The sequence below is a fragment of the Microbacterium jejuense genome (assembly GCF_019511665.1).
GTDB classification, from domain to species: domain Bacteria; phylum Actinomycetota; class Actinomycetes; order Actinomycetales; family Microbacteriaceae; genus Microbacterium; species Microbacterium jejuense_A.
In genome coordinates this window covers 117,672-136,708 of record NZ_JAEUAW010000010.1, presented here as the reverse complement: position 1 = coordinate 136,708, position 19,037 = coordinate 117,672, and the positions used below count along the sequence as shown (strand labels likewise).

The 19,037-nt window shown below is 71.9% G+C and carries 16 protein-coding genes; 10 read left to right on the top strand and 6 right to left on the bottom strand.

Going from position 1 to position 19,037, the window contains the following annotated elements; genetic code table 11:
• The first annotated feature begins 17 nt into the window (after window positions 1-17).
• On the top strand, window positions 18-1,223 hold the full coding sequence (locus JNB62_RS13735; protein WP_308291809.1) for a glycoside hydrolase family 3 N-terminal domain-containing protein: 1,206 nt from the start codon (window positions 18-20) through the stop codon (window positions 1,221-1,223).
• Window positions 1,224-1,226: 3 nt separating this feature from the next.
• On the opposite strand, the gene JNB62_RS13730 is transcribed toward JNB62_RS13735, so the two are convergent.
• The 4 genes from JNB62_RS13730 to JNB62_RS13715 are packed head-to-tail and all read right to left on the bottom strand — an operon-like array spanning window position 1,227 to window position 4,642.
• Window positions 1,227-2,123 carry a 3-methyladenine DNA glycosylase gene (locus JNB62_RS13730; RefSeq protein WP_220301465.1) on the bottom strand — a complete coding sequence of 299 codons (897 nt, stop codon included), beginning with the start codon at window positions 2,121-2,123 and terminating at the stop codon, window positions 1,227-1,229.
• An 18-nt stretch (window positions 2,124-2,141) separates the two neighbouring features.
• Entirely contained in the window at window positions 2,142-2,855 is a 714-nt protein-coding gene (locus JNB62_RS13725; RefSeq protein WP_220301464.1) for an SOS response-associated peptidase, read from the bottom strand.
• Window positions 2,856-2,900: 45 nt separating this feature from the next.
• Window positions 2,901-3,947: an App1 family protein gene (locus JNB62_RS13720; RefSeq protein WP_220301463.1), complete on the bottom strand. Its 1,047-nt coding sequence runs from the start codon at window positions 3,945-3,947 to the stop codon at window positions 2,901-2,903.
• A 5-nt stretch (window positions 3,948-3,952) separates the two neighbouring features.
• Window positions 3,953-4,642 carry a DedA family protein gene (locus tag JNB62_RS13715; protein WP_220301462.1) on the bottom strand — a complete coding sequence of 230 codons (690 nt, stop codon included), beginning with the start codon at window positions 4,640-4,642 and terminating at the stop codon, window positions 3,953-3,955.
• A 42-nt stretch (window positions 4,643-4,684) separates the two neighbouring features.
• Here JNB62_RS13715 and JNB62_RS13710 point away from each other — a divergent pair, with 42 nt between their 5' ends.
• The 5 genes from JNB62_RS13710 to holA all read left to right on the top strand — a co-directional run bounded on the left by JNB62_RS13710 (window position 4,685) and on the right by holA (window position 12,876).
• Window positions 4,685-5,986 carry an anthranilate synthase component I family protein gene (locus JNB62_RS13710; protein WP_220301461.1) on the top strand — a complete coding sequence of 434 codons (1,302 nt, stop codon included), beginning with the start codon at window positions 4,685-4,687 and terminating at the stop codon, window positions 5,984-5,986.
• A gap of 102 nt (window positions 5,987-6,088) precedes the next feature.
• Window positions 6,089-8,665, top strand: a complete 2,577-nt coding sequence (gene leuS / locus JNB62_RS13705) for a leucine--tRNA ligase (protein ID WP_220301460.1) — start codon at window positions 6,089-6,091, stop codon at window positions 8,663-8,665.
• Between the two features lie 168 nt (window positions 8,666-8,833).
• Complete coding sequence (locus tag JNB62_RS13700) at window positions 8,834-9,454, top strand: ComEA family DNA-binding protein (protein ID WP_308291808.1); 621 nt, start codon at window positions 8,834-8,836, stop codon at window positions 9,452-9,454.
• A 1-nt stretch (window position 9,455) separates the two neighbouring features.
• The gene (locus JNB62_RS13695; RefSeq protein ID WP_220301459.1) at window positions 9,456-11,801 is read left to right on the top strand and encodes a ComEC/Rec2 family competence protein; all 2,346 of its coding nucleotides are present in this window, start codon (window positions 9,456-9,458) and stop codon (window positions 11,799-11,801) included.
• A 37-nt stretch (window positions 11,802-11,838) separates the two neighbouring features.
• On the top strand, window positions 11,839-12,876 hold the full coding sequence (gene holA, locus JNB62_RS13690) for a DNA polymerase III subunit delta (RefSeq protein ID WP_220301458.1): 1,038 nt from the start codon (window positions 11,839-11,841) through the stop codon (window positions 12,874-12,876).
• A 78-nt stretch (window positions 12,877-12,954) separates the two neighbouring features.
• On the opposite strand, the gene rpsT is transcribed toward holA, so the two are convergent.
• Together rpsT and JNB62_RS13680 are read right to left on the bottom strand one after the other, a co-directional pair.
• Entirely contained in the window at window positions 12,955-13,215 is a 261-nt protein-coding gene (gene rpsT / locus JNB62_RS13685) for a 30S ribosomal protein S20 (protein ID WP_018170963.1), read from the bottom strand.
• Between the two features lie 117 nt (window positions 13,216-13,332).
• Window positions 13,333-14,052: an alpha/beta fold hydrolase gene (locus JNB62_RS13680; protein WP_220301457.1), complete on the bottom strand. Its 720-nt coding sequence runs from the start codon at window positions 14,050-14,052 to the stop codon at window positions 13,333-13,335.
• A 63-nt stretch (window positions 14,053-14,115) separates the two neighbouring features.
• Between JNB62_RS13680 and lepA the strand changes: the two genes are divergently transcribed.
• From lepA to hrcA, 4 genes are all read left to right on the top strand, one after another.
• Window positions 14,116-15,966 carry a translation elongation factor 4 gene (gene lepA, locus JNB62_RS13675; RefSeq protein WP_220301456.1) on the top strand — a complete coding sequence of 617 codons (1,851 nt, stop codon included), beginning with the start codon at window positions 14,116-14,118 and terminating at the stop codon, window positions 15,964-15,966.
• A 10-nt stretch (window positions 15,967-15,976) separates the two neighbouring features.
• The gene (locus JNB62_RS13670; protein ID WP_220301455.1) at window positions 15,977-16,627 is read left to right on the top strand and encodes a DUF1990 family protein; all 651 of its coding nucleotides are present in this window, start codon (window positions 15,977-15,979) and stop codon (window positions 16,625-16,627) included.
• A 13-nt stretch (window positions 16,628-16,640) separates the two neighbouring features.
• Window positions 16,641-17,858 (top strand): radical SAM family heme chaperone HemW, encoded by a 1,218-nt coding sequence (gene hemW / locus JNB62_RS13665; RefSeq protein WP_220301454.1) that lies wholly within the window; start codon window positions 16,641-16,643, stop codon window positions 17,856-17,858.
• 120 nt (window positions 17,859-17,978) lie between these two features.
• Window positions 17,979-19,019 (top strand): heat-inducible transcriptional repressor HrcA, encoded by a 1,041-nt coding sequence (gene hrcA / locus JNB62_RS13660; protein WP_220301453.1) that lies wholly within the window; start codon window positions 17,979-17,981, stop codon window positions 19,017-19,019.
• The last annotated feature ends 18 nt before the right edge of the window (window positions 19,020-19,037 follow it).

Below are 19,037 nucleotides of genomic sequence, written 5' to 3'. Positions count from 1 at the left end.
GAGCCTAGGCTGGACGGGTGAGAGCAGGGCGACGGGCAGCGGCGGCGAGCGTGGTGCTCGCAGCCGTGGTCGCGACCGCGCTGGGCGTCGGCGGCGCGCCCGCAGCGCCGGCTGCAGCGCGTGAGGCGGGCGCCGGCGTCATGGTCGAGCCCGCGCGACCGGATGCCGTGCGCGAAGCGGCGGCCGCCCGCGTCGCGGCGATGTCGGTGCGCGAGCGTGCAGCGAGCGTCGTCATGGGGCACATCCCGACGACGGATGCCGCGGCTCTGCGCTCCTACATGGAGTCCACCGGCATCGGCGGCTTCCTGCTGATGGGCGCGAACGTCCCCGGCGACGAGGCATCCCTCCGCGCCCTCACGGCGGCGCTCACCCTCGATCCCGCGCTCCCGCCGCTCATCGCCGTCGATCAGGAGGGCGGCGACGTCTCGCGCCTCCCGTGGGACGCGTTCCCATCCGCGCTGACGCTCAAGGGCGCCCCGCCGGCTGCCGTCCAGGACGCCTTCGCAGGTCGAGCGGCGCTCGTGCGACGCGCGGGGATCGGCGTCAACTTCGGTGTCGTCGCCGACGAAACCGCCGATCGGGCGTCGTTCATCTACCGCCGCGTGCTCGGCACCACGCCGGATGCCGCCGCATCGAGCGTCGCGGCGGCGGTCCGCGGCGAGGCGGGGGCTGCGGCATCCACTCTCAAGCACTTCCCCGGACACGGGGCGACGGCAGCGGACTCGCACGCCACGATCCCCGCGACAGCGATGCCGTACGACCAGTGGCGCGCGACCGAGGCAGTGCCGTTCGCGGCCGGGATCGATGCCGATGCGCCGATGCTGATGTTCGGGCACCTCGCCTATACCGCCGTCGATCCGGCTCCCGCGAGCCTGTCGGCGGAGTGGCATCGCATCGCGCGCGAGGACCTCGGCTTCGACGGCATCGCTGTGACCGACGACCTCGGCATGCTGCAGGCCTCCGGCGACCCGCGCTATGCCGATCCCGCCGCCAACGCGGTCGCCGCGCTCGCCGCGGGCAACGATCTCGTGCTCACCGTCGTCTTCTCGACGCCCGACACGGGACCGCGCACCGTCGACGCGATCGTCGCAGCCGTCGAATCCGGCGCCCTGCCGGCGGCCCGCCTCGAAGACGCCGCGGAGCGGGTGACGGCCCTGCGCCTGCGCCTGGCCGCCGAGGGGCGCGGACTCGTGCCCTGCGGCGACTGCGCGCCGGCGGGCTGACCGTCAGGCGTCGACGATGGCGAGCAGCCTCGTCCGCAGCGCCTGACCGCGCTCGGCGAACCCGCGCTGGGCGCGCACATAGGCGGCCTTTCCTTCGGCCGTCTCGATGCGCACCGGCTCGTAGCCCCAGGCCGAGAGGTCGTACGGCGAGGCCTGCATGTCGAGCACGCGGATGTCGCGGGCGAGCTCGAAGGCATCCAGCAGAAGATCGCCGGGAACGAGGGGCCCCAGTTTGACCGCCCACTTGTACAGATCCATCCCGGCGTGCAGGCAGCCGGGCTGCTCGAGTGCCGGCTGACGCTCGCGGGTGGGCGCCTCACGATTGCGCGGCACCGCCTCGGCGGTGAAGAAGCGGAACGCGTCGTAGTGCGTGCAGCGGAGGTCGTGCGCCTCGACGACGGCGTCGGTCGCGTCCTGCCCGAGGCGCAGCGGAACGGGATGCCGGTGCTCGCGCTGCCGGTACACCATCGCCCACTCGTGCAGACCGAAGCACCCGAAGCCGGGGGTGCGACCCGCTGTGGCCCGCACGATCGTCCCGACGTTCGCGATGAGAGTGCCGCGCGCGGACCGGAGCGCGGCACCGTCGACGACCAGCGAGTCGGGGGAGCGGCCGGCCGCGTACCAGCGCCACTGCGCGCGGGGATCGCGCGCGGCATCCGTCAGCTCGACGTCCTCGCCGGGATGCCAGCGGTGCAGGATCGCCGGCTTGTACGAGTAGTACGTGAACAGGAAGTCCTCGACCGGGTGCGGTTCCCGCCGGGCCGCGCGCTCGCGGTGCGCGCGCGTCAGCGCGCGTGCGCGCTCGGTGTGCTCTGCCTCGCGCTCACGCCACTCTCGGGCGGCGAGCACCGTCGGGGCCGGGGGAGCGATCGTCACCGTTCGAGGATACGCGCGGCTCATCCGCGCCCCCTGGACGGCTCAGTCCTCCGCGGGCTCGATGAGCTCCGGCGAGTTGTTGCGCACGTTCCCGACCGCCTTCGAGACGGCGTAGTCGTCCAGCGTGTCGGCCAGCGACGGCGCGGCGTCGATCGCCGCGTCGAGCACGTCCCGCACATTGTCGGTGGTGGGATCCAGCCAGGCGTCCGCGTGGTCGGGATCCAGGAACAGCGGCATGCGATCGTGGATGGACCCGAGGTGCCCGATCGCATCGCGCGTGAGGATCGTGAAGCTCAGCAGCCACCGCTCGGGGTCGTCGTCGCCCTTCGTCTTGTCGCGCCACCACTCGTACAGGCCCGCGAGGAACAGCGGTTCGCCGTCGGCGGGATGGATGTAGTGCGGGGTCTTGACGCCGTCGACGGTCTTCCACTCGTAATAGCCGGACGTGGGCACCACGGCGCGGCGCTTCTCGAGCGCGCTGCGGAACATCGGCTTGTCTTCGAGCTCTTCCGCACGCGCGTTGAAGGCGCGGGCTCCGATCTTGGCATCCTTCGCCCACGAGGGGACGAGGCCCCACCGCGCCGACTCGAGGCGGCGCGTGGGCGGCTCTGTCTTCGCCGAGTCGAGCACGATCGCCGCGCGATCGGTCGGCGCCACATTGTATGAGGGCTCGGGCAGGTCGTCGCCCTCGACGTCGACGCGCAGCACGCCGACGAGATCGGATCCGGCACTGGCCACCACGAAGCGTCCGCACATGCCAGTCAGCCTACGCGCGGCCTCCGACGTCCGGGCGGCCGGGGGTCAGGCCGGTGCGGCGCCGACGACGCCGACGTCCTCCAGGCGCTCGAGCAGCCCGGCGCCGTCTTCGTCGCTCACCCACGGCACGGCGGCGGCGGCGTGGTCGTTGACCGCGGTGCGGCCGCCCGCCAGCACCGCTTCGGCAGGCGACAGACGCCGGATCGCGACAGCCACGACCTGCTTGGGGTGCTCGTCCGTGAACGTCGTGTAGATCGCGTCGTCGTGCTGCCCGTCGTCGCCGATCAGCAGCCACCGCACGTGGGGGAACTCCTCCGCGAGCCGACGCAGGTTCGACAGCTTGTGGGCCTGACCGCTGCGGAACCACCGGTCGTGCGTGGGCCCCCAGTCGGTGAGCAGCATCGCGCCCGGCGGGAAGACGTGCCGGCTCAGGAAGCGCATGAGCGTCGGGGCGATGTTCCACGCCCCCGTCGACAGGTACACGAGCGGGGCACCCGGGTTCTCACGCACCACGCGCTCCATCAGGACCGCCATGCCCGGCACCGGCTGGCGCGCGTGCTCGTCGACCACGAACGAGTTCCAGGCCGCCAGCAGGGGGCGGGGGAGCGCCGTCACCATGACGGTGTCGTCGACGTCCGAGACGACCCCGAACCGCACGTCGGGCGACACGATGAACGCCCGCGTCTCGACGGGCTCGCCGCCTTCGACCGACATCGTGAACGTCTGCCAGCCCGACTCGAGCTGCGCCGGGATGCGGGTGTCGATCACACCGCCGCGGTCGGCCACGACCTCGTGGGCGACGCCCGCGATGGTGACGGTGACCTGGGCGTAGCCGATCGGCACGGCCACGAAGCTGCGCCAGCCGCGCACCGCCGCGTACTCGCCCTCGCCGACGGGCTTCACGGGGGGAACGATCATGACGCGGCCGAGCACACGCACCCAGTCGGGCGCACCATAGCCCGGGAACGGGGTGACGGTGGGCGTCTGGCCACGCCGCCGCGCACGACGCTCGCGCCACGCGTGAAACCGGTACTCCAGACGCGCGAGCCACAGGACTTTGGCGCGCGGGGTGGACGTGTCGGTGTCGGACATCCCCCTCAGTCTTTCACGTCCGGCGTCGGCGCTCCGGCCGAGCCGTCCGTGACGGGGTCGTGCTCGAGGTGCTTGCGCTCGCTCCGCTCGATGACCTTCTTGGCCACGAACACCAGCACCAGGAACACCGCGATGACCGCGACGAAGATGTAGCCGGCGTAGTGCAGCTGGTCGGCGAGCTCGCGGTAGGTGCCGGCCGCGGCGGCGGCGACCGAGATGTACAGCGTCGACCAGATGACGCACGCCGGGAGCGTCCACGCCAGGAACCGGCGGTACGAGTACCCGCTCATGCCGACGGTCAGCGGAACGAGCGAATGCAGGACGGGCAGGAAGCGCGACAGGAAGATCGCGGGACCGCCGCGCCTCTGCAGGTACCGCTCGGAGCGCGCCCAGTGATCCTCGCCGATCCAGCGCCCGAGCCGCGAATGGCGGATGCGCGGACCCAGCACGCGACCCAGCCAGAAGCCGATGCTCTCGCCGGCGATCGCACCGGCGACGACCGCCACGCCCAGCAGGATCCCCTCCAGCGGCGACGAGACGGCGGTCGCGGCCACGATCACGACCGTGTCGCCGGGCATGACGAGCCCGATGAGCACGCTCGTCTCCAGCATGATCGCCACGCCCGCGAGGAGCGTCCTGACGAGGGGGTCGACGCTCTGGACGGCGTCGAGCAGCCACGTGAGGAACTCGTTCACGGCACGAGCCTAGAGCGCCTGCCGCCCCTCTAACCTGGGAACATGTCGGAGGTCTTCGTCGCGGTCGATGTGCCGGGATGGGTCGACCCGGCAGACGCGTTCGTGACGCTGTTCGCCGACTCACCGCACGCGTTCTGGCTGGATGCCGGGCCGGACGCGGCCGCAGGACTGAGCTTCATGGGCACGGGCGTCCCCGACGATTCCCGGCGAGTCCGTGCGACCACGATCGACCCGACGAGCGGCACCGGGTTCCGCGGCGGATGGGTCGGATGGTGGGGGTACGACGAGGCCGCCGAGCGCGCGGGGGCGCCGGCGCGACGCGACGCCGACGCTGCCTCGCTGTGGCTCCGGGCCGAGCGCATCGTCGCCTTCGACCACGCGGCCCGGCGGATGACCGTGCGAGCCGCGCCGGACGACGCGACGCGGCTCGCCACGGCGATCGCCCTGACGGCGGCATCCGATCCTGCTCCCCGAACGGCGGGCGTCCCCTCGCGCGGTGTCGCCCACGCCCGGCACACCCCGGACGAGTACGCCGCGCTCATCGAGGAGTGCCGCGATGCGATCCGCGAGGGCGACGCGTACCAGCTCTGCCTCACCACCCGCTTCGAGGTGTCCGGTGCCGTCGACCCGCTCGCGACGTATCTGCGGCTGAGGGCCGCGACGCCGGCTCACCACGGCGGATTCGTGCGCTCGGGTCGCGTCGCGCTGCTGAGCGCGAGCCCCGAGCAGTTCCTGGAGGTCGTGCCCGGCGTCACCGGTCCCCGCGTGCGCACGCGCCCCATCAAGGGCACGCGGCCGCGCGGTGCGGATGCCGACGCCGACGCCGAGCTGGCCGCCGAGCTGCGCGCGAACGAGAAGGAGCGCGCCGAGAACGTCATGATCGTGGACCTCATGCGCAACGACCTGTCGCGCGTGTGCGAGGCCGGGACGGTCGGGGTCGACGCCCTGCTGGAGGTGGAGTCGTACCCGGCGGTCCACCAGCTCGTGAGCACCGTGTCGGGCGTGCTCACGTCGGAGACGACGGTGGGCGTACTGCTGGACGCGACGTTCCCCGCGGGGTCGATGACGGGGGCGCCGAAGCTGTCGGCCATGACGATCCTCGAGCGCCTCGAACGCGCGCCGCGCGGGGTCTTCGCCGGATGCTTCGGCTGGGTGGGCGAGGACGGGGCACTGGACCTCGCCATGGTGATCCGCTCCGTGGTGGTGCACCCGGACGGCGCATACGTGGGCGCAGGCGGAGGCATCACCTGGCGCTCGGATGCGGCAGCCGAGGTGGCCGAGGTGGGGCTCAAGGCGCGCGGACCTCTCGCGGCCCTGGGCGCGAGCCTTCCGCCGGGCTGGTGAGGCGGCCGGTCCGCTAACCTGGAAGGTGCGCTGGGCGGCGCGTTCTGCGTCGCGCCCGCATTCCGGCATCCCAGGATTGGTACTTCCCACGTGAGTCAGACCATGTCTTCCGACACCACTGCGCCCGCCGAGGGCTACGACGCGTACGCGATCCAGCAGAAGTGGCAGGCGCGCTGGGCCGAGGCCGACCCCTTCCGTGCCGGCGGCCCCGAAGACACGCGGCCCCGCAAGTACGTGCTCGGCATGTTCCCGTACCCGTCGGGCGACCTGCACATGGGGCACGCCGAGAACTACGCCTACGTCGACGTCGTGGCGCGCTTCTGGCGCCACCGCGGCTACAACGTGCTCAACCCGATCGGCTGGGACTCGTTCGGGCTGCCAGCCGAGAACGCTGCGATCAAGGGCGGCGCGGGTTCGGACCCGCGCGAGTGGACCTACGCGAACATCGAGCAGCACAAGAAGAGCTTCCGCGAGTACGGCTCGTCGTACGACTGGTCGCGCATCCTGCACACGAGCGACCCCGAGTACTACCGCTGGAACCAGTGGCTGTTCCAGCGCCTGTACGAGCGCGGCCTGGCGTACCGCAAGGCCAGCCCGGTGAACTGGTGCCCCAACGACCAGACCGTGCTCGCCAACGAGCAGGTCGTGGACGGCCACTGCGAGCGCTGCGGCGCCGAGGTGGTCAAGAAGAACCTGACGCAGTGGTACTTCAAGATCACCGACTACGCCGACCGCCTGCTGGACGACCTGAACCAGCTCGAGGGCTTCTGGCCGCAGAAGGTGCTGCGGATGCAGCGCAACTGGATCGGCCGTTCGGTGGGCGCCGACATCGACTTCGAGATCGAAGGCCGCGCCGAGAAGGTCACCGTCTTCTCGACGCGCCCCGACACGCTGTACGGCGCGACGTTCATGGTCGTGGCGCCCGACAGCGACCTGGCCGCCGAACTCGTGGCGGGCTCGAGCGCCGAGGTGCGCATGCGCTTCCAGGACTACCTGGAGCGGGTGCAGCGCGAGACCGACATCGAGCGGCAGTCGACGGACCGCCCGAAGACCGGCGTGTTCCTCGACCGGTTCGCGATCAACCCCGTGAACGGCGACCGCCTGCCGATCTGGGCCGCCGACTACGTGCTGGCCGACTACGGCCACGGCGCGGTCATGGCCGTGCCGGCGCACGACCAGCGCGATCTGGACTTCGCCCGCGCCTTCGACCTGCCGGTGAAGGTGGTCGTCGACACGACGGCATCCATCACCGGCGCCATCCCCGTGATCGAGCTCGACGACGAGGGCGTGCCGCTGGATCCGGGTCCGCTCGAGTCGCTCGCCGACCTCGATCCCGCCAAGACCGGTGTCGCGCTGACGGGCGAGGGCCGGCTGATCAACTCGGGTCCCCTCGACGGGCTCTCGAAGCGCAACGCGATCGCGCGCATCATCGAGCAGCTCGAGGCGGCCGGCACGGGACGGGCGGCGAAGTCGTACCGCCTGCGCGACTGGCTGATCTCGCGCCAGCGCTTCTGGGGCACGCCGATCCCCATGATCCACACGCAGGACGGACGCATCGTCCCCGTGCCCGACGACCAGCTGCCGCTCGAGCTGCCCGATGCACGCGGCCTGGACCTGAAGCCCAAGGGCACGTCGCCGCTCGGCGCTGCGACCGAGTGGATGCAGACGACGGATCCCGAGACCGGCGAGCCGGCGCTGCGCGACCCCGACACGATGGACACGTTCGTCGACAGCTCGTGGTACTTCCTGCGCTTCCTCGCGCCGAACGACCACACCGAGGCGTTCCCCTCGGCCGAGGCCGCCCGCTGGGCGCCCGTCGATTCGTACATCGGCGGCGTCGAGCACGCGATCCTGCACCTGCTGTACGCGCGCTTCATCACGAAGGTGCTGTTCGACATGGGCCTGATCGACTTCACCGAGCCGTTCACGAGCCTCATCAACCAGGGCATGGTGCTGCTGGGCGGTTCGAAGATGTCGAAGTCCAAGGGCAACCTCGTCGAGTTCGCCTCGAGCATGGTCGACCCCGGCGCCGACGCGTCGCGCGTCGCCATGGTCTTCGCCGGCCCGGTCGAGGACGACATCAACTGGGAGGACGTGTCGACGACGGGCGCCCAGAAGTTCCTGGCACGCGCCTGGCGCGTGGCGAACGACGTGACGAGCACACCCGACGTGGTGTGGGCCGACGGCGACGAGTCGCTGCGCCGCGTGACGCACCGCCTGCTGGCCGATGCGCCGGGACTGGTCGAGCAGACGAAGTTCAACGTCGTCGTCGCGCGCCTGATGGAGCTCGTCAACGCGACGCGCAAGGTGATCGACTCGGGCGCCGGCCCCGCCGACCCGGCGGTGCGCGAGGCGGCCGAGGTCACGGCGATGGTCCTCGATCTGTTCGCCCCGCACACGGCGGAGGAGATGTGGGAGATCCTCGGCTACGAGGGCTTCGTCGGCCTGGTGCCCTGGCGCACCGCCGACCCGACACTCCTCGTCGAGGAGCGCGTGACGGCGGTCGTGCAGATCGACGGCAAGGTGCGCGGCACGCTGCAGGTGTCGGCCCGCATCGACGCCGCCGAGCTCGAGCGGCTCGCTCGCGCCGACGAGAAGGTCGTCCGCGCGCTCGGCGACCGCGAGATCGTGCGCGCCGTCGTGCGCCCGCCGAAGGTCGTGAGCTTCTCCACGAAGTGACCGCTGCCATGCGATGAGCGATGCCGTGCCTGCACCCGCGGGTACGGCATCGCTCGTTCGCGCCGGCGCGAACGCCGTGCGTCCTCCACAGGGGGCGCAGCCGCACCCGTGTCCACAGACCCGGGCACGCGCCGTCCGGCAGCGCGCGGCGGCGCCTAGCGTGGCGGCGTGACGTCCGGTGAGCCCGCCAACCCCGAGGTCGTGACGGATGCCGCCTCACCGCGCCGGAGGCTCGGCGTCGGCGCGGCCGTCGTGCTCGTCGTCGCGGCGCTCGCGGTGACCGTCGGCATCGGCATCCTGCGCGGCGCCCTGACGCCTGCCGAGGAGGTCTCGATCGATGCGACCCCGACCGGCATCGTGACGGAGACGGCGGATCTCTACGTGCACGTGTCGGGAGCCGTGCGCGCCCCCGGCCTGTACGTGCTGCCGGCGGGCTCCCGCGTCGTGGACGCCGTCGCGGCCGCCGGCGGCTTCGCCGACGACGCCGACAGGGCAGCGGTCAACCTCGCGAGGGTCCTCGCCGACGGCGAGCAGCTGCCGGTTCCCCGCATCGGCGAGAGCGCTCCGGCGTCCGCGGGCGCTTCCGCCACCGCAGACGGGCGGATCAATCTCAACACCGCCGACGCGTCCCAGCTGGAGGAGCTGCCGCGCATCGGTCCCGCGCTGGCCGAGCGCATCATCGCGTGGCGCGACGACAACGGGCGCTTCACGAGCGTCGACGATCTGCTCGCGGTGCCGGGCATCGGCGACAAGATGCTCTCGTCGCTGCGCGACCTGGTCACGGTGTGACATGACGCTCGCTCGCAGGCTGCGGCTCGCACCGGTCGCGGCGGCGGCGTGGGCGGTCGCCGCCGCGGCGATCCTCCTGCCGACGTGGTCTGCCGCGCTGGCGCTGGTCCTGTGGATCGCCGTCGCCGCCGTCGTCGTGGTCGTCGCCATGCGCCGGCCGAGAGGGATGCCGCGGTCCCGCCTGTCGGCCGCGCCGCTGGTCGCGATCCTGGCGCTCGCCGCTGCCGCTGCCGCCGCATCGCACGTGGCCGTGGCGCAGCCGGCGCGCACGCAGGTCGAGGCTGCCGCGCTGTCGGGCGGCCGGGCGGTCGATGTGACGGCGACCGTCGTGGGCAAGGTGGAGCGCCGCGCCGACGGCTCGCTCGCCTTCGACGCCCGCGGGTCGGCCATCGCCGCGGGCTCCGCGCGCCGCGCGTCCGACGTCGAGGTCGTCGTGCGCGTCTCGCCGCATGACGTCGAGCACCCCGAGAGGCTGGATGTGGGTGCTGAGGTCATCGCGCGTGGGAGCGTGACCCCCGGGCGGCCGGGGGAGCGCGCCGTCGTCACGGTGTGGGCCTCGCGCGGTGTGGAAGTGACAGCGGCTCCCAGCGGCATCGCGGCCGCGACAGCGGGTCTGCGTCACGGTCTGGTCGCCGCCGTGGCCGGACTGCCCGGTGAGGGGGCGGGGCTCGTGCCCGGCCTCGCGGTCGGAGACACCTCGACCGTCTCCCCCGAGCTCGACGCCGCGATGAAGGCATCGTCGCTCTCGCATCTCACGGCCGTGTCCGGGGCGAACTGCGCCCTGGTCGTCGGCATCGCCTTCGGCCTCGCCGCGCTGCTGGGCGCGTCACGCGGGGTGCGCGTCGGCATCGGCCTGGCGGTGCTCGTCGGCTTCGTCATCCTCGTGACGCCCGAGCCGAGCGTGGTGCGCGCGGCGGCCATGGCAGCGGTGGCGATGATCGCGGTGCTCCTCGGTCGCACGGGAGCCGGCGTGGCCATCCTCGCGCTCGCCGTGACGCTCCTCCTGGTGCTCGATCCGTGGCTCGCGGCATCCCTCGGCTTCGCGCTGTCGGTGGCGGCCACCGGCGCTCTGCTGCTGTTCGCACGCCCGCTCGCCACCGGGCTCTCGCGAGGGATGCCGCGCGCGCTGGCCCTGGCGCTGGCGATCCCGCTCGCCGCTCAGCTCGCGTGCGGGCCGCTGCTGGTGCTCATCGAGCCGACGGTGCCGGTGTACGGCGTGCTGGCGAATCTGCTCGCCGAACCCGCCGCACCGGCGGCCACGGTCCTCGGTCTCGCGGCCTGCCTGGCGGCGCCCGTGCCCTGGCTGCAGTCCGGGCTCGCAGCCCTGGCGTGGCTCCCTGCCTCATGGATCGCCGCATCGGCGGCCACCGTCGCCTCGCTGCCCGCCGATGCCCTGCCGTGGCTGGAGGGCTGGCCGGGTGCCGCTACTCTCGCCGCCGTCGGGGCGGCGATCGGCGCGATCCTGGTGCTGCCGCGCGGCGGTCCACGTCGGCGACGGGTGCTGCGCGGCGGATCGGTCGTCGTGGTGTGCCTGGTGGTCGGCGGAGCGCTCGGCTCGGCCGCGCTCACGACGGTGGCCGGGCGGTGGACGATCCCCGGCGAATGGGCCGTGCTCGCCTGCGACGTGGGTCAGGGTGACGCGGTGCTGCTGCGCTCGGCCGGGACGGTCGCGCTCGTCGACACGGGCCCGGAGCCCGCAGCGCTGACCGCATGCCTCGACCGCGTCGGCGTGACGCGCATCGATCTGCTGGTGCTCACGCACGGCGATCTCGACCACCGCGGCGGCGTGCCGGCGGTCGTCGGTCGCGTCGGCACCGTGCTGCACGGCCCCGTCGACGGCGTCGGCGCGGCCGTCGTGCGCTCGCTCGCCGATGCCGGCGCCCGTCCCGTGGAGGCGTCGGCCGGGATGTCGGGCGCGCTCGGCGATGCGACGTGGCGCGTCCTGTGGCCGAAGCGCGACAGCCGCGCCTTCGGCGTGGGCAACGACTCGAGCGTGGTCCTCGACGTCCGTGGCGGCACGATCCCGGCGACGCTTCTGCTCGGCGACCTCTCGGCGTCACCACAGCGCGCGCTGCTCGCGTCCGGCGTGCTCGACCCGCCCTACGCGCTCGTCAAGGTCGCCCACCACGGCAGCGCGGATCAGGATGCCGCCCTCTATGTCGCCGCCGCGCCCGCGGTCGCGCTCATCACGGTCGGGGCGGGCAACGACTACGGCCACCCGCGCGACGAGACGCTGGCGGTGCTCGACGACGTCGGGGCGCGCACTGCCCGGACGGACCAGGACGGACTCGTCGCGGTCTGGGCAGGCCGCACCGGGGCCGCGGTGTGGCGCGAGCGCGGCGGCTGACGCGATGCCATGTCGGAGGCCTCGGTAGGCTGGGAGTATGGCATCTTCTGCGCGTCGCCCCGCTTCCAAGGCCCCGCGCAGCGCCATCCCTCAGCTGTCGTGGCGCGCTCCGCAGCCCGCGCCGATCGTCCTCGTGTCGGGTCCTGAGGAGGTGTGCGCCGAGCGCGCGATCGCCGGTGTGCGGGAGTATCTGCGGGCGGAGGATCCGACCCTGGAGGTCACCGACCTCCGCGCCGACGACTACGCGGCGGGCACTCTGCTCGCCGTCACGTCGCCGTCCCTGTTCGGCGAGCCGCGCCTGGTGCGGGTGAGCGGCGTCGAGAAGTGCTCGGACGCGTTCCTCGCCGAGGCCGTGTCGTACCTCGCCACGCCGCAGGACGGCGCGACGGTCGTGCTCCGGCACACGGGGGCGAGCGTTCGCGGCAAGAAGCTCCTGGACGCGATCCGGGCGGGTGAGGGGTCCGGTGTCGAGATCGCGTGCCCCGCGATCAAGCGCGACTCCGACCGCTACGACTTCGCCGCCGGCGAGTTCCAGGCGGCCAAGAAGCGCATCGCGCCGCCGGCGCTTCGCGCCCTCGTGTCGGCCTTCAGCGACGACCTCACCGAGCTCGCTGCCGCGTGCCAGCAGCTCATCGCGGATGTCCCCGGAGACATCACCGAGCAGGTGGTGGAGCGCTACTACGGCGGACGCGTCGAGACGTCCGCGTTCACGGTCGCCGACACGGCGATCGCGGGACGCTACGGCGAGTCCCTCATCGCGCTGCGTCACGCCCTCGCCTCGGGCGCCGACCCCGTTCCCCTGGTGGCCGCCGTCGCCATGAAGCTGCGCTCGATGGCGCGCGTCGCGGGCACGCGGGAGTCGTCGGCTGCGCTGGCCTCGCGCCTGGGCATGAAGGACTGGCAGATCGACCGCGCGCGGCGCGACCTCGTCGGCTGGAACGAAGAGAGCCTCGGGCGGGCCATCCAGGCGACGGCGCGGGCGGATGCCGAGGTCAAGGGCGGCTCGCGCGACGCGGTGTTCGCCCTCGAGCGCATGATCACGGTCATCGCCACCCGCGCGCCCTACGGCTCCTGATCCTCGCCACCCTGTACGCGAGAAAGGCCCGCCCCTTGCGGGACGGGCCTTTTCAAGCTCGGAGGAGCGGACGCTGCGTCAGAGCGCGGCGACCTGCTTCGCGATCGCCGACTTGCGGTTCGCGGCCTGGTTCTGGTGGATGACGCCCTTGCTGACGGCCTTGTCGAGCTTCTTCGACGCGGTCTTCAGCGCCTTCTCGGCGGCAGCCTTGTCACCCGAGGCGATGGCCTCGCGGGTGCGGCGCACCTCGGTCTTCAGCTCGCTCTTGACGGCCTTGTTGCGCTCGCGGGCCTTCTCGTTGGTCTTGTTGCGCTTGATCTGCGACTTGATGTTCGCCACGTGTCGACGGTTCTTTCGTTCGGAGGTGAATCGGTTTGATGATGCCGTTCGGCGAGAGAGGGCGCCTCGCGGCGGTCGTGAGGGACGAACCCACACGCAAGCCAAACAAGGATTCTATCAGGTCTGTTCGAGCGTCGTGAGCGCGAGCCCCAGCACGGCGTTGAAGACCCGCGGTCGCATGGCCGTCACGAGATGGCTCGTGCGCGGCACGACGATGAGCTCGGCATTCTTCGCGACCTGGACGAAGAGGCGCTCGTTGACGCGCAGCTGGTCGAACTGGCCGTTCACGAACCACAGCGGCACGTCGATGCGGCGCAGCGCCGCGAGCAAGTCGAGCACCGACAGGCTCCGCAGCGCGACGTCCTGCGTGTCGAACGCGTATCCGCCGGCGCCGAAGTCGGCACGGGTCTCGGCGGGCAGGGTGCGGTCGAGCACCCGGTCGGTGAGCCACATGCCGCGGTCGGGGAGCGAGTCGAACCCGCGCGCCAGCATGCGGTAGGTCGCCAGTCCGACACCGCGCGGGATCGCGGTGCAGGATGCCGCGATGAAGGCGTCGACCGGCGGACGGTCCTCCTGCCCGACGTACTCGATGCACAGCAGTCCGCCCATGGAGTGGCCCACGAGCAGGACGGGGCCGCGGCTGGCGGCATCCCGCACGGCTTCGTCGATCGTCGCGAACGCGGCGTCCAGCGTGAACGTCTCCGCCATGCGCGCCCCGTGACCGGGAAGATCGACGGCGACGACCGGGTTGCCGCGCGCCCGCAGGTACTCCACCTGCGCGCGCCACATGGTGGCGGACGTCCGGATGCCGTGCACGAGCACGACCTGAACCGTCATGCAGCCAGGCTAGTGAACGGTTCGCGGGGTGCCCGGCATCCTGACCCGTAGAATCGTCTGGACATGTCACCGCGCGCCCTGAAGCCTCTCGAGCCGTCTGCGACCCCTCCTGAGCTGATCCGCAACTTCTGCATCATCGCCCACATCGACCACGGCAAGTCCACGCTGGCCGACCGCATGCTGCAGATCACCGGCGTGGTCGCCGAGCGCGACATGCGCGCCCAGTACCTCGACCGCATGGACATCGAGCGCGAGCGCGGCATCACGATCAAGTCGCAGGCCGTGCGCATGCCGTGGGCGACCGCCGACGGCACCTTCGCGCTCAACATGATCGACACGCCCGGCCACGTCGACTTCACCTACGAGGTCAGTCGCTCGCTCGCCGCGTGCGAGGGGGCGATCCTGCTCGTGGACGCCGCGCAGGGCATCGAGGCGCAGACGCTCGCGAACCTGTATCTCGCGCTCGAGAACGACCTGCACATCATCCCGGTGCTGAACAAGATCGACCTTCCCGCGGCCGACCCCGAGAAGTTCGCCGCCGAGCTCGCGAATCTCATCGGCGGCTCGCCCGACGACGTGCTGCGCGTCTCGGGCAAGACCGGCATGGGCGTCGAGGATCTGCTCGACCGCATCGTCGAGCAGATCCCCGCGCCGAAGGGGAACGCGGATGCCCCGGCCCGGGCGATGATCTTCGACTCGGTGTACGACTCGTACCGCGGCGTGGTGACATACGTCCGCATGGTCGACGGCAAGCTGGAGCCGCGCGAGCGCATCCAGATGATGTCGACCAAGGCGACCCACGACCTGCTCGAGATCGGCGTGTCGAGCCCTGAGCCGATCCCGACGAAGGGGCTCGGCGTGGGCGAGGTGGGCTACCTCATCACCGGCGTGAAGGACGTCCGCCAGTCCAAGGTCGGCGACACCATCACGAACGCCCGCAAGCCCGCCACCGACGCCCTGGCCGGGTACACCGACCCCAAGCCGATGGTCTTCTCGGGCATCTACCCGATCGACGGCAGCGACTACGCCGACCTGCGTGAGGCGCTCGACAAGCTGAAGCTCTCGGACGCGTCGCTGCAGTACGAGCCCGAGACGTCGGTCGCGCTGGGCTTCGGCTTCCGCTGCGGGTTCCTGGGACTGCTGCACCTCGAGATCATCACCGAGCGCCTGTCGCGCGAGTTCGACCTCGACCTCATCACGACGGCGCCGTCGGTGGTGTACGAGGTCACCACCGACACGGGCGAGCACGTGACCGTCACGAACCCCAGCGAGTACCCGGACGGCCGCGTGGCGTCGGTCTCGGAGCCGATGGTGAAGGCGGCGATCCTGCTGCCGAAGGACTACGTCGGCACCGTCATGGAGCTGTGCCAGTCGCGCCGCGGCAGCCTCCTCGGCATGGAGTACTTCAGCGAGGAGCGCGTCGAGCTGCGGTACAACATGCCGCTCGGCGAGATCGTCTTCGACTTCTTCGATCAGCTGAAGTCGCGCACGCAGGGCTACGCGAGCCTCGACTACGAGCCCGCAGGCAGCCAGGAGTCCGACCTCGTGAAGGTCGACATCCTGCTGCAGGGCGACAAGGTCGACGCCTTCAGCTCGATCGTGCACCGCGACAAGGCGTATGCCTACGGCACGATGATGACCGAGCGCCTGCGCAAGCTCATCCCTCGTCAGCAGTTCGAGGTGCCGATCCAGGCGGCGATCGGCGCCCGCATCATCGCGCGCGAGAACATCCGCGCCATGCGCAAGGACGTCCTGGCCAAGTGCTACGGCGGTGACATCACGCGCAAGCGCAAGCTGCTCGAGAAGCAGAAGGAGGGTAAGAAGCGCATGAAGATGGTCGGCCGCGTCGAGGTGCCCCAGGAGGCGTTCATCGCCGCGCTGTCGGGCGACGTCGAGGGCAAGGGCGCCAAGTAGGCTGGTTCACATGCGTCGAGGAACCTTCCGGGACGACACCGTCGACTACGCCGCCGTCGGGGCGACGCAGGCGCCCGACCTGATGCAGTATCCGCCGGAGCGCAGCATCCCGGCGGAGGAGTCGTGGCGCATCGGCAGCGGCGAGACGCGCTTCCGGGCCGCCTCCGAAGCCCTCATGTCGTGGACCGCGCAGCGCGGTGCCGGACTGGAGGTCACGGACGTCCGCCCCGCGTCCGGGCCCGCGTACCTGGGCGTCGGGTTCGACGCCGAAGGCAACCCCATCGCGCCCAGCCGGTCCGAGGCCGAGCAGCGCTTCGACGCCGACGGCACGCCCTACGTCGGCGCGGGCACGACCGTGCGCGTCCACGGCCGCGTCAAGGGCCTCAAGGCCGACGCGGAGCTGCGCGTGATCTTCGCCATCGAGGAGCCCCGCCGCGTGGGATTCGCCCTCGGCACCGTGGGCGACTCCGTGGTCAGCGGCGAGGAGTCGTTCATGCTCGAGTGGTACGAGAACGACGAGGTGTGGTTCACGGTGCGCGCCTTCGATGCTCCCCACGGCCTCCTGTACAAGGTGCTGCCGGGACTGACGAAGCGGCGCCGGCGCGAGCTGTTCACCCGGTACCTGCGCGCCATCTCGCCGCTGTACACGACGCCCGCGTGAAGGCGGGACGCTGATGGGCTCCGCCCTGCCCCTGGGCGATCCGATGCCGACGGACGGAGCCCTGCCCGACGGCATCCACGTCGATCCCGCCGTGCCGTTCGGCGTGTACCTGCACGTGCCGTTCTGCCGTGTGCGCTGCGGGTACTGCGACTTCAACACCTACACGTCGTCCGAGCTGCGCGGCGCGCGGCAGGACCAGTACGCCGACACGCTCCTGCGCGAGGTCGGCCTGGCCACGTCGGTGCTCGGCGCGGCGGGCGGGCTGCGCCCGGCGACGACCGTGTTCTTCGGCGGCGGGACGCCGACACTCCTGCCCCCCGGCGACCTCGCGCGCATGCTGGACGGCGTCCGCGGCGCGTTCGGCCTGGCCGACGGCGCCGAGGTGACGGTCGAGGCGAACCCCGACACCGTCTCGCCCGCCGTCGCGCACGAGCTCGCTGCTGCGGGGGTCACGCGGCTGTCGATCGGCATGCAGTCCGCCGTCCCGCACGTGCTGGCGGCCCTCGACCGCACGCACGATCCCGCCAACGTGCGCACGGCGGTGGCCGCGGCGCGTGAGGCCGGGCTCGACGTGAGCGTCGACCTCATCTACGGCGCACCCGGCGAGTCGTTGGACGACTGGCGCGCGTCGCTCGAGACCGCCGTGACGCTGCAGCCCGACCACGTCTCGGCCTACGCGCTCATCATCGAGGACGGCACGAAGCTCGCACGTCAGATCCGCCGCGGCGAGGTGCCGGCGCCGGACGACGACCTGCAGGCCGACATGTACGAGCTCGCCGACGACCTGCTCGCAGCGGCCGGCTACGACTGGTACGAGGTGTCGAACTGGTCGCGCGGCGTCGAGCACCGCTCGCAGCACAACCTGTCGTACTGGACCGGCGCCGACTGGTGGGGCTTCGGTCCCGGCGCCCACAGCCACGTGGCAGGCGTGCGCTTCTGGAACGTGAAGCACCCGGCGGCGTACGCCCAGCGGCTGGCGGCGGGAGAGTCGCCCGGTGCCGGACGAGAGATCCCGGATGCCGCGGCCCGGACACTCGAGGGCGTGCTGCTGCGCACCCGCATCCGCGAGGGGCTCGACGTGTCGGAGCTGCTCGGGGAGGGCCGGCATGCGGTGGCGGCCCTCATCGCGGACGGACTGATCGAGGGCGCTGACGCCGTGCGCGGCCGCATCGTGCTGACCCGTCGCGGCCGGCTGCTCGCGGATGCCGTCGTGCGCGCGCTCACCGACTGACGGAGGCTGCGCCGACTCGCGCCGCGCGCTCGGCGATGACCGGATGCCGATCGGATAGAATTGGCACTCCAGACATGCGAGTGCCAGTGCATGGCGTCCACGGCGAGGCGAGGAGGCGGGATGGTCAGCGAGCGAGGTCTGCAGGTGCTGCGCGCGATCGTCCAGGACTACGTCGACACGCGCGAGCCGGTCGGCAGCAAGACCATCGTCGAGCGCCACGCCTTCGGCGTGTCGGCCGCGACGATCCGCAACGACATGGCGCTGCTGGAGGACGAGGACCTCATCGTCGCCCCGCACACGTCCTCGGGCCGCGTGCCCACCGACAAGGGCTATCGGGTCTTCGTCGACCACCTGGCCGAGCTGCGCCCGCTGAGCCCCGGACAGCGGGCGGCGATCGCGTCGTTCCTCGATGGCTCGGGCGACCTGGACGACGTGCTCGTCCGCACGGTTCGAGCGCTCACGCAGCTCACCGGCCAGGTGGCCATCGTGCAGTACCCGTCGTTCGCCCGCGCGAACGTCACGCACGTCGAGCTCGTGCAGCTCGGCGGGGGCCGCATGCTCGTGATCGTCGTCACCGATACCGGCCGCGTGTCTCAGCGGCTGACGTTCGTCGGCGACGAGTTCGACGACGCCGACCTCGCACGCATCCGGGCGGAGCTGGGAACGCTGCTCGTCGGACGCCCGGTGCGGGACGGGCTGCAGCGCATCGCCGACCGCCTCGCGGCGCCGTCCGCGCAGGCGCCGGCCCACGTGCGCGCGACGGACGAGATCGTGCGGGCGGTCGCCGAGGAGCTCGAGGAGTTCCGCCAGGACAAGCTGGTGATGGCCGGCAGCGCCAACCTGGCGCGGCGCGAGTCCGACTTCCGCGGCAGCATCTACCCGCTCCTGGAGGCCATCGAGGAGCAGGTGACGCTGCTGCGCCTCATGGGCGAGATGGTCGCCGACGAACAGGGCCTCGCTGCCAGCATCGGCCGCGAGAACGAGCCTTTCGGGCTGGGCGAGGCATCCGTCGTCACGAGCGACTACGACGCGACGGGCTCCCGTGCCCGCGTCGGCGTGCTGGGGCCGACGCGTATGGACTACCCGACGAACCTCGCGGCGGTCCGTGCCGTCGCGCGCTATCTCACGCGCATGCTCGAGCAGGACGATCCCTCCCGCTGACACACGCGCAGACACGAT

Bases quoted from the DNA above. Each gene is read 5' to 3' on its own strand.
- JNB62_RS13730 (WP_220301465.1), bottom strand. From the start codon at position 2,123: ATGAGCCGCGCGTATCCTCGAACGGTGACGATCGCTCCCCCGGCCCCG.
- JNB62_RS13725 (WP_220301464.1), bottom strand. From the start codon at position 2,855: ATGTGCGGACGCTTCGTGGTGGCCAGTGCCGGATCCGATCTCGTCGGC.
- JNB62_RS13720 (WP_220301463.1), bottom strand. From the start codon at position 3,947: ATGTCCGACACCGACACGTCCACCCCGCGCGCCAAAGTCCTGTGGCTC.
- JNB62_RS13710 (WP_220301461.1), top strand. From the start codon at position 4,685: ATGTCGGAGGTCTTCGTCGCGGTCGATGTGCCGGGATGGGTCGACCCG.
- leuS (WP_220301460.1), top strand. From the start codon at position 6,089: ATGTCTTCCGACACCACTGCGCCCGCCGAGGGCTACGACGCGTACGCG.
- JNB62_RS13695 (WP_220301459.1), top strand. From the start codon at position 9,456: ATGACGCTCGCTCGCAGGCTGCGGCTCGCACCGGTCGCGGCGGCGGCG.
- holA (WP_220301458.1), top strand. From the start codon at position 11,839: ATGGCATCTTCTGCGCGTCGCCCCGCTTCCAAGGCCCCGCGCAGCGCC.
- JNB62_RS13680 (WP_220301457.1), bottom strand. From the start codon at position 14,052: ATGACGGTTCAGGTCGTGCTCGTGCACGGCATCCGGACGTCCGCCACC.
- lepA (WP_220301456.1), top strand. From the start codon at position 14,116: ATGTCACCGCGCGCCCTGAAGCCTCTCGAGCCGTCTGCGACCCCTCCT.
- JNB62_RS13670 (WP_220301455.1), top strand. From the start codon at position 15,977: ATGCGTCGAGGAACCTTCCGGGACGACACCGTCGACTACGCCGCCGTC.
- hemW (WP_220301454.1), top strand. From the start codon at position 16,641: ATGGGCTCCGCCCTGCCCCTGGGCGATCCGATGCCGACGGACGGAGCC.
- hrcA (WP_220301453.1), top strand. From the start codon at position 17,979: ATGGTCAGCGAGCGAGGTCTGCAGGTGCTGCGCGCGATCGTCCAGGAC.